Origin of the sequence: Streptomyces sp. IBSBF 3136 (assembly GCF_036815105.1) — a bacterium.
Lineage (GTDB): Bacteria > Actinomycetota > Actinomycetes > Streptomycetales > Streptomycetaceae > Streptomyces.
Map to the genome: position 1 here is coordinate 1 of NZ_JAJSZC010000278.1, position 8732 is coordinate 8732.

An 8732-nucleotide genomic window follows, 5' to 3' on the forward strand; every position below is an offset into this window, starting at 1 on the left:
GCCCTCCCCCACACCCGACCAGCCGCTCGACATGAAGCCGGTACCCGTCGACTTCCCCGGACCCCAACTGCTCGCCCAGGGCGCCACCGTGGTCGTCACCGGCCACGACCCGGGCGAACGACGGGTCACGGCCGCGCAGCAGCACCACCGGTAGGAGGGACAGCGCGATGACCACGACCGAGACGACAACCGACACGCTGCGCCGGATCCTCGACTACTCCTCCCGGGCCGACCCCTACCCGCTGTACGCCGAACTGCGCGAGACACCGGTGGCCCGGCAGCAGGACGGCGGCTACGTCGTCAGCACCTACCGCGAGATCGCCGACCTGCTGCACAACCCGCACATCAGCTCCGACCTCCGCAACCTGGCGCGGCCCATGCCCTCGTTCGAGGAACGCACCCCCTCGTTCATCCACCTGGACCCGCCCGAGCACGACCGCCTGCGGCGCATGGCGATGCGCCACTTCGGCCCCCCGCACACCCCCGACCTGGTGACCGGACTCGAACCCGACCTGGCCACCACCGTGGACGGGCTGATCGACGACCTGGCGGACAAGGAACGGATCGACATCGTCGACGACTTCGCCTACCCGTTCCCCGTCGCCGTGATCTGCCACCTGCTCGGCGTGCCCCGCGAGGACGAACCGAGATTCCACCTGTGGGTGAACGACATCATCGACGCGGCCGGCTACGACCCCCGGACCGACCCGGTGGAGAAGCTCGAGAACGGCAAGCAGGCCACCAAGGACCTGCGGCAGTACCTGGCCGGACTGCTGGAGCAACGCCACGGCAGGCCGGGCGAGGACCTGCTGACACGGATGGCCAACGACGACGGGCCGGACGGACGGATGACCGACGAGCAGATCGTCGCCACCGCCAACCTGCTGCTGATCGCCGGCCACGAGACCACGGTCAACCTCATCACCAACGGCATGCTGACGCTGCTGCGCCACCCGGACGTGCTGCGCCGCCTGCGCGAGGACCCGGACCTGGTCGTGCCGCTGGTCGAGGAGCTGCTGCGCTACGAGCCGCCCGTGCACATCATTCCCTGGCGGGCGGCCTACAGCGACATCACCGTCGCCGACACCGTCATCCCCAAGGGCGCCCAGGTCATGCTCATGCTCGCCTCGGGCAGCCGCGACCCCGACCGCTTCCACGACGCGGACCGCTTCGTCCCCGACCGGCGGGACAACCAGCACCTGGGCTTCGGCAGCGGCATCCACAACTGCTTCGGCAGCCCGCTGGCACGCCGCGAGACCCAGATCGCCCTGACCGAACTGGTACGCCGCCTCGACCGGCCCCGGTTGGTCACCGACCCCCCGCCGTACCGCCGCAGCCCCCTGCTGCGCGGCCCGATCCATCTGGAGGTGGAGCAGGGCGGCTGACACCCGCCCGGTCGCACGGAGCCCCCTTCCGTTCGGGAAGGGGGCTCTTGTGCGGATGCGGGGTGTCCATCGGACGACGGGCGATGAGTTTCGCCGCCCGGGCCGGTCCACAGGACGTACGCCATCGAGCCACCCACGGGAGACCCACCATGACCAAGCCCGCACACCCCGGCCGCATGCTGTTCGTGAACATGCCCGTGGCGGACCTGGAGCGCAGCAAGGCGTTCTTCGCCAAGCTCGGGTTCGGCTTCAACCCGCTGTTCAGCGACGAGAGCGCCGCCTGCATGCTGGTGGGCGAGGACGCCTTCGTCATGCTGCTCAGCCGGGAGAAGTTCGCGGAGTTCGCGAAGCTGCCGATGGCCGATCCCGCCACGCACACGCTGGCGCTCTACTGCTTCAGCGTGTCGTCCCGCGAGGAGGTCGACTCGGTCAGCGCCACCGCGCTCGCGGCGGGCGGCACCGAGGCGGACGGCGCCGAGGACCACGGCTTCATGTACGCACGCAGCTTCTACGACCTCGACGGCCACGGCTGGCAGGTCATGTGGATGGACCCGGCGGCAGCGGAGCAGGACGCCGACACCCCCGCCTGACCCACCACGCCGAGAGCCCCCTCCCGGACGGGAAGGGGCTCAGGGCCGTGCGGCTTCGATCGGCTCAGTGGCTGTGCCCGCTCGCGGCGGGCGCCGGGCCGGCGTTCTTGACCGTCAGGGGCAGCAACTTCTTGCCCGTGGGGCCGGTTTGGATGGAAGTGTCCATCTGAGGACATACACCAGCAGGCCGACATCTGCCCCCGGTGCCCCGGCCGCCGCCCGGCCTGCTCCACAGCGTTGTCCAGGGCGAGGGGCCACCCCCAGCCTGCCGCCAAGCTCTACAGGTGCTCGCCCATTCTCGTCTCGGCCGTTTACCCACCACGTCCACCGACGACAACTTACGGATCCTCAGATTCCGCTCAACGGCGGGCAACAGGAAGACAAAGCCTCACCGGAAATACTGCACCAAAGACGACCATACCCTGCATATATGCGCTGCCCCTGTCGATCACAGTTACTAGCATCTCCCCGCCCCTGATCAGACCACCAGGGGCCACAACAGAACAAAAAACGGGAGAAAGCCGGCCAGCCAGCACCACGGTGCCTTCGAGTGGAAGGGCAATCTCCAGGACACCGACAGCGGTGATGGGCACAACGTGTACATGCAGGTGAAGGTCGAGGGCTACGACTGGAGCCGGTATGACGGCAAGCAGAAGAAGACGGTTCCGCTCGACTACTACAACTGGGACGGCGCCGAGCGCTACACCGTCAACGCCTACATACGCGTCTGCCGGGACAGGGGCTCGCTCCACCCCGACAACTGCTCGGTGACCAAGCACTACAAGCGGCCGTAGCCGGCAGGTCGGTTCGCTTCGGGCCCAGGTGTCACACCTGGGCCCCCAGCCCTTTCCTGGGGGAAACCATCACTACCTCACCCATCCTCTCCGCCGTCGGAGTAGACCTCTCCTACGGCAGCCAGCCGGCCGTGCGCGACGCCCATCTCCACGTCGCGCCCGGCGAGGTGGCGGCCATCACCGGGCAGAGCGGCTCGGGCAAGTCTTCACTGTTGTACTGCCTGGCTGGTGTGCTGCCCCCCACGCGGGGACAGGTGCGCTTCGAAGGGCGCGTACTCGGTGGCCTCACCGACGAGGAGATGAGCGCGCTGCGCCGGGAGCGTTTCGGCTTCGTCTTCCAGTACGGGGAACTGCTGCCCGAGCTGACCGTCGAGGAGAACGCCGCGCTGCCGCTGCGCCTGAGCGGGCAGGGCAAGAAGTCCGCCCTTGCGGCGGCCGGCCGGGTACTGGAGCGGCTCGGCCTGGCGGACCTGCGCGAGCGGCGGCCTTCGCAGGTGTCGGGCGGCCAGAGTCAGCGCGTCGCGGTGGCCCGCGCCCTGGTACACCGTCCGGCGGTCGTCTTCGCCGACGAACCCACCGGGTCGCTGGACAGCGCCAACGCCGCCGCCGTACTGCACGAGTTCCTCAGCCTGGCGCGCTCCCAGGGCACGGCCGTGGTCCTGGTGACGCACGATCCGGCCGTCGCCGCGCGGGCCGACAGCCACTACACCATGGCCGACGGAGTTCTCTCCCCGCGGGGTGGCGCGTGAGGGAGTTCATGCTCGGCCTGCGCCTGCTGTTCGGCTCCGGGCGCGGCAGCCGCATCCGTTTCTTCCTCATGGCGGCGGGCGGTTCCCTCGGTGTGTGCTGCCTCGCCCTCGTGCTGACGATCCCGGCCATCCTGGACGCGCACGACGCCCGGGCCGCGGCCCGGGAACCGCAGACGACGTCGGCGGGCAAGGCGCGCACGGGCTCGGCGCTCGTCCTGGAGCGCAGGGATCCGCACGGCTCCAAGCCGTTCACCCGGGTGTTCGTCGCCCGCGGAACCAAGGCCACGCAACAACCGCCGCCCGGCCTGGACGCACTCCCAGGACCCGGCGAACTGTACCTGTCTCCGCGCCTGCACGAACTGCTGCATGCGGAGCCCGCCCTCAAGGGTCTGCTGCCCGGTCGGGAGAAGGGCCGCATCGGCCCTGCGGGTCTCGCTGACCCGGACGAGCTGTACGCCTATGTGGGGACGTCCCGGAAGGAGATCGCCGGCGACGCGGACACCGGGGCGCTGCAGTCCTTCGGCTACTCCTACGCCCCCACCCCCGTCGTCGAGCCGTCCACCCTCACCAACCTCCGCTTCGCCCTTGCCACCCTGGTCCTGCTTCCCCTGGCCGTCTTCCTGTCGGTGTGCGCCCGGCTCTCCGCCGCCAGCCGCACCCGCCGCCTGGCCGCGCTGCGCCTGCTGGGCCTCAGCACCAAGGGCACGCAGCGCGTCAACGCCGCCGAGACCGTGGCCGCGGCGCTGCTCGGCGCCCTCCTCGGGCTCGGCGAGTACGGGATTCTCAACCAGGTGATGGCCCGCTCCGGCCTGCCCGCGCTGCGCTGGTACCCGGCCGACGGCGCCCTGTCCTGGACCACCGTCGCCGTATGCCTTCTCGGCTGCCCGGCACTCGCCTGGTTCGTCGGTCGAGCGAGCGCGCGCACCGCCGCCGCCAATCCTCTGGCGGTACGGCGCACGGCCGTACCCAAGCCCCCCACGAAGTGGGGCGGCCTCCTGCTGGTCACCGGCCTTGGCATCGTCACGGGCTTCTGCGCGACCGGCCTCACCGACCACCCAGCCACGAGCGACGGCCTCTTCGCGGTCCTCGTGGTGGGCGGGGTCCTGCTGACCGGCTCGGGGCTGGTACTGACTCTGCCGTGGCTGTCGTACCTCCTGGCCCGCAAGGTGGCCGGCACCACCCGGTCCCTGGCGCTGAACCTGGCCATGCGCCGCAACGAGGTCGAGCCCGGCAGCACCATGCGGGTGGTCACCGGCCTGGTCCTGCTGGTGTACGCGGCGTCCCTCGCGCAGGGCGTGTTGATCGAGTTCGAGCAGGTCAGCAAGCCGAACAATCCCGTCCAGGACTACTCCATGCCACTTTCGGCGCTCTCCGACCGGCAGCAGAAGCAACTCACCGAGGTGCCGGGTGTCCGCGCCCACGCCCGGACGATGGTCTCCTGGACCAAGCCCGGGCCCTCCGGCATCCCGCCCCAGGCCACGGCGCTGGTCGCCACCTGCGCCGACCTGACGCGGCTGGTGCGGCGGGCCGAAGGCTGCAGGGACGGCCGGGTCATGCGGCTGGTCAACCCCAACAGTGCCACCGACCCGGGCATCCACCCCGGCGCGTCTTTCCCCTTCCGGCTGCGGTCCGGGCGGCATCCGGTCTCGGTGACCTTGACCATCCCGTCCGCGAGGGTCGTCATGCGCCCGTACGACCCGTCCGCGGTCGGCGACGCGTCCGTGATTGTCCCGCCATCCGCGCTGCCCGCGCACGCCCGGCCGCAGTCGGGCTCGCTCATCCTCGACAGCGACTCCGATCCGCACGTGGTCCGCAAGGTGCTGGACGGCATCGGCGGTGTCGCGCCGACCGTCTCCGTCGAACCGGTCGGCGTCAACGTCGACAGTCTGTCGCAGATCGCGGTCATCGAGACCCTGCTGGTCCTCGGCATGATCATGGGGTTGGTGATCGGTGTCGCCGCCTTCCTGGTCGCCGTCTCGGACCGGGCCGTCGAACGCCGCGCCCAGGTCACAGCGATCACGCTGATCGGGGCGCGGGCGCGCACTCTGCGCGCGGTGCAGAGCATCCAGGTGGTGCTGCCGCTCGCCATCGGCCTCGTGCTGGCCCTGGTGAGCGGCAAGCTCGCCGAGTCCAGTTATCTCGTCACCGGGGGCGGTGAGGTGTTCTGGGACATCGCCGGGATCCCCGTACTGGCGGGCGCTGCCCTGGGCGTCATCGTCATCGCGACACTGGGCACGCTGCCACTGGTGGGCCGCCGCGTCGATCCGGAACTCATCCGCCGGGACTGAGACTCCCGAGGTCTGATCCGGAACAGGTGCTTGATCCCGGGCCGTCGGGGCTCGCCAGGACTGACTTCTCACCGAACGCCGAGGAGCCCTCTTCCTGACCACGGAGAGGGCTCACGGACCCATGTGGTTCCGCGCGTGATGGCAAGAGACTTTCTCGGAAACGACGTAAGGCGTCCTTGACGATGGCGCCGCCGACGGGCAAGGGAACGAAGTGCCGGCCGCAGCCAACGCGGCGGCCACCTCGTCCTCACTCACCCCCGCCAACGCCTCCATCACCCGATCGAGTGCCTCGCCCACCTCAGTGCGCGTGACCACTCGCAGTCGGCGTCGGACCCGCGTTCTTGACCGTCAGGGGCAGCAACTTCTTGCCCGTGGGGCCGATTTGGATGGATGTGTCCATCTGAGGGCACACCCCGCAGTCGAAGCACGGCGTCCAGCGGCAGTCCTCGACCTCCGTCTCGTCGAGGGCGTCCTGCCAGTCCTCCCAGAGCCAGTCCTTGTCCAGGCCCGAGTCGAGGTGGTCCCACGGGAGGACCTCCTCGTAGGTGCGCTCGCGGGTGGTGTACCAGTCGACGTCGACGCCGAAGTCGGCGAGGGCCTTGTCGGCGCAACTCATCCAGCGGTCGTAGGAGAAGTGCTCGCGCCAGCCGTCGAAGCGGCCGCCGTCGTCGTAGACCGCGCGGATGACCGCGCCGATGCGGCGGTCGCCGCGGGAGAGCAGGCCCTCGACGATGCCGGGCTTGCCGTCGTGGTAGCGGAAGCCGATCGAGCGGCCGTACTTCTTGTCGCCGCGGATCTTGTCCCGCAGCTTCGCCAGACGGGCGTCCGTCTCCTCGGCGGAGAGCTGGGGCGCCCACTGGAAGGGGGTGTGGGGCTTGGGGACGAAGCCGCCGATGGAGACCGTGCAGCGGATGTCGTTCGAGCCCGAGACCTCGCGGCCCTTCTGGATGACGTGGGTCGCCATGTCGGCGATCTGCAGGACGTCGTCGTCGGTCTCGGTCGGCAGGCCGCACATGAAGTACAGCTTCACCTGGCGCCAGCCGTTGCCGTAGGCCGTCGAGACCGTTCGGATCAGGTCCTCTTCCGAGACCATCTTGTTGATGACCTTGCGCATGCGCTCGGAGCCGCCCTCGGGGGCGAAGGTCAGACCGGAGCGGCGGCCGTTGCGGGTCAGCTCGTTGGCCAGGTCGACGTTGAAGGCGTCGACACGGGTGGAGGGCAGCGAGAGGCCGATCTTGTCTTCCTCGTAGCGGTCCGCCAGGCCCTTGGCGATGTCGCCGATCTCCGAGTGGTCGGCGGAGGAGAGGGAGAGCAGGCCGACCTCCTCGAATCCCGTGGCCTTCAGGCCCTTGTCGACCATCTCGCCGATGCCGGTGATCGAGCGCTCGCGCACCGGACGGGTGATCATGCCGGCCTGGCAGAAGCGGCAGCCGCGGGTGCAGCCGCGGAAGATCTCGACCGACATGCGCTCGTGGACCGTCTCGGCGAGCGGGACCAGGGGCTGCTTGGGGTAGGGCCACTCGTCCAGGTCCATGACCGTGTGCTTGGAGACGCGCCACGGGACACCGGAACGGTTGGGGACGACGCGGGCGATCCGGCCGTCGGCCAGGTACTCGACGTCGTAGAACGCCGGGATGTACACCGCGCCGGTCTTGGCCAGGCGGAGCAGGACCTCCTCGCGGCCGCCGGGGCGGCCCTCCGCCTTCCACTCGCGGATGATCCGCGTCATGTCGAGCACGGCCTGCTCACCGTCGCCGATGATCGCCGCGTCGATGAAGTCGGCGATCGGCTCCGGGTTGAAGGCCGCGTGGCCGCCGGCCAGGACGATCGGGTCGTCGACGGTGCGGTCCTTCGACTCCAGCGGGATGCCCGCGAGGTCCAGGGCCGTGAGCATGTTGGTGTAGCCCAGCTCCGTGGAGAAGGACAGGCCGAACACGTCGAAGGCCTTCACCGGGCGGTGGCTGTCCACCGTGAACTGCGGGACCCGGTGCTCGCGCATCAGCGCCTCCAGGTCCGGCCACACGCTGTACGTGCGCTCGGCGAGGACGCCCTCCCGCTCGTTGAGTACCTCGTAGAGGATCATGACGCCCTGGTTGGGCAGACCGACCTCGTAGGCGTCCGGGTACATGAGCGCCCAGCGGACGTCGCACTCGTCCCAGTCCTTGACGGTGGAGTTGAGCTCACCGCCGACGTACTGGATCGGCTTCTGCACGTGGGGGAGCAGAGCTTCGAGCTGCGGAAAAACCGACTCGACAGGCATCTCGCGAACCTTCATGAGCTGACAGGGGTGACCATTCAGACTAACCCGCCCGGCGCCCTGACTCGTACGCTCAGACGGACCCCCTGGACGTGATCTCCCGCCAGAGCCCCGGCAGCTTCGTCTCCACCGCCTCCGCGCGGGCCTCCTCCCGGCCGTGCAGCAGCCCGTAGGTGAAGGCGTTCTCCCCCGCGGCGTGGGCCACGGCGGACAGCTCGCGCAGGGTGCGGCGGGCCATGACGCTGTCCTGGTGGTCGCCCAGGAGGCTGGTCAGGGACTTCATGGACTTGGTCAGGGCGCGGGCGGGGCCGCCGAGGGCCGGGGTGACGGCCTCGGCCGCGTAGCGGGTGCGCTTGGCCTTCTTGCGGGCCTCGTGCAGGGCGAGGTCGCGCTGCTCGCCCGGTGGCAGGTCGAGTGCCCCGGTGGTCAGCCGGGAGACCTTGGCGAAGTCCTTGCGTACGGCCTTGGCGAGCGCCTTCCCGGGTTTCGCCGCGGCCTTGGCACGCAGCGGCGGGGTGGCCAGCAGCGCGTCCAGGCTGTCGAGGAGCGCGAGGTAGCGGGCGGAGTCGAGGATGGCGATCAGGTGGCCGCGGGTGCTGCCGTGCCGGGTGCGCGCCCACGTGGTGACGCGGTGGTGGACGGGGCCGAGGACGAGGGCGGGCGGGAGTG

7 protein-coding genes are annotated in these 8732 nt (G+C 70.1%); 5 read left to right on the top strand and 2 right to left on the bottom strand.

The features are described 5' to 3' along the window. Positions 1-167 precede the first annotated feature (167 nt). The 5 genes from V7E45_RS35935 to V7E45_RS35955 all read left to right on the top strand — a co-directional run bounded on the left by V7E45_RS35935 (position 168) and on the right by V7E45_RS35955 (position 5806). Positions 168-1385, top strand: coding sequence for a cytochrome P450 (locus tag V7E45_RS35935; RefSeq protein WP_333778472.1), 1218 nt, complete (start codon positions 168-170; stop codon positions 1383-1385). Between the two features lie 149 nt (positions 1386-1534). Continuing rightward, positions 1535-1975 (top strand): VOC family protein, encoded by a 441-nt coding sequence (locus tag V7E45_RS35940; protein ID WP_333778473.1) that lies wholly within the window; start codon positions 1535-1537, stop codon positions 1973-1975. 602 nt (positions 1976-2577) lie between these two features. Next, positions 2578-2769 carry a hypothetical protein gene (locus V7E45_RS35945; protein ID WP_333778474.1) on the top strand — a complete coding sequence of 64 codons (192 nt, stop codon included), beginning with the start codon at positions 2578-2580 and terminating at the stop codon, positions 2767-2769. 131 nt (positions 2770-2900) lie between these two features. Next, positions 2901-3518, top strand: coding sequence for an ABC transporter ATP-binding protein (locus V7E45_RS35950; protein WP_333778475.1), 618 nt, complete (start codon positions 2901-2903; stop codon positions 3516-3518). Then, positions 3515-5806, top strand: coding sequence for an ABC transporter permease (locus V7E45_RS35955; RefSeq protein WP_333778476.1), 2292 nt, complete (start codon positions 3515-3517; stop codon positions 5804-5806). Before V7E45_RS35950 ends, V7E45_RS35955 begins: the two co-directional genes overlap by 4 nt. Before the next feature lie 298 nt (positions 5807-6104). Here the strand turns inward: V7E45_RS35955 and V7E45_RS35960 are convergent, their stop codons facing one another. After that, positions 6105-8066 carry a TIGR03960 family B12-binding radical SAM protein gene (locus tag V7E45_RS35960; RefSeq protein ID WP_333778478.1) on the bottom strand — a complete coding sequence of 654 codons (1962 nt, stop codon included), beginning with the start codon at positions 8064-8066 and terminating at the stop codon, positions 6105-6107. Positions 8067-8136: 70 nt separating this feature from the next. Further along, positions 8137-8732, bottom strand: a 596-nt coding sequence (locus tag V7E45_RS35965) for a CHAD domain-containing protein (protein ID WP_333778479.1), incomplete at its 5' end; no start/stop codon positions are given.

Bases quoted from the DNA above. Each gene is read 5' to 3' on its own strand.
- V7E45_RS35960 (WP_333778478.1), bottom strand. From the start codon at position 8,066: ATGCCTGTCGAGTCGGTTTTTCCGCAGCTCGAAGCTCTGCTCCCCCAC.
- V7E45_RS35940 (WP_333778473.1), top strand. From the start codon at position 1,535: ATGACCAAGCCCGCACACCCCGGCCGCATGCTGTTCGTGAACATGCCC.
- V7E45_RS35935 (WP_333778472.1), top strand. From the start codon at position 168: ATGACCACGACCGAGACGACAACCGACACGCTGCGCCGGATCCTCGAC.
- V7E45_RS35945 (WP_333778474.1), top strand. From the start codon at position 2,578: ATGCAGGTGAAGGTCGAGGGCTACGACTGGAGCCGGTATGACGGCAAG.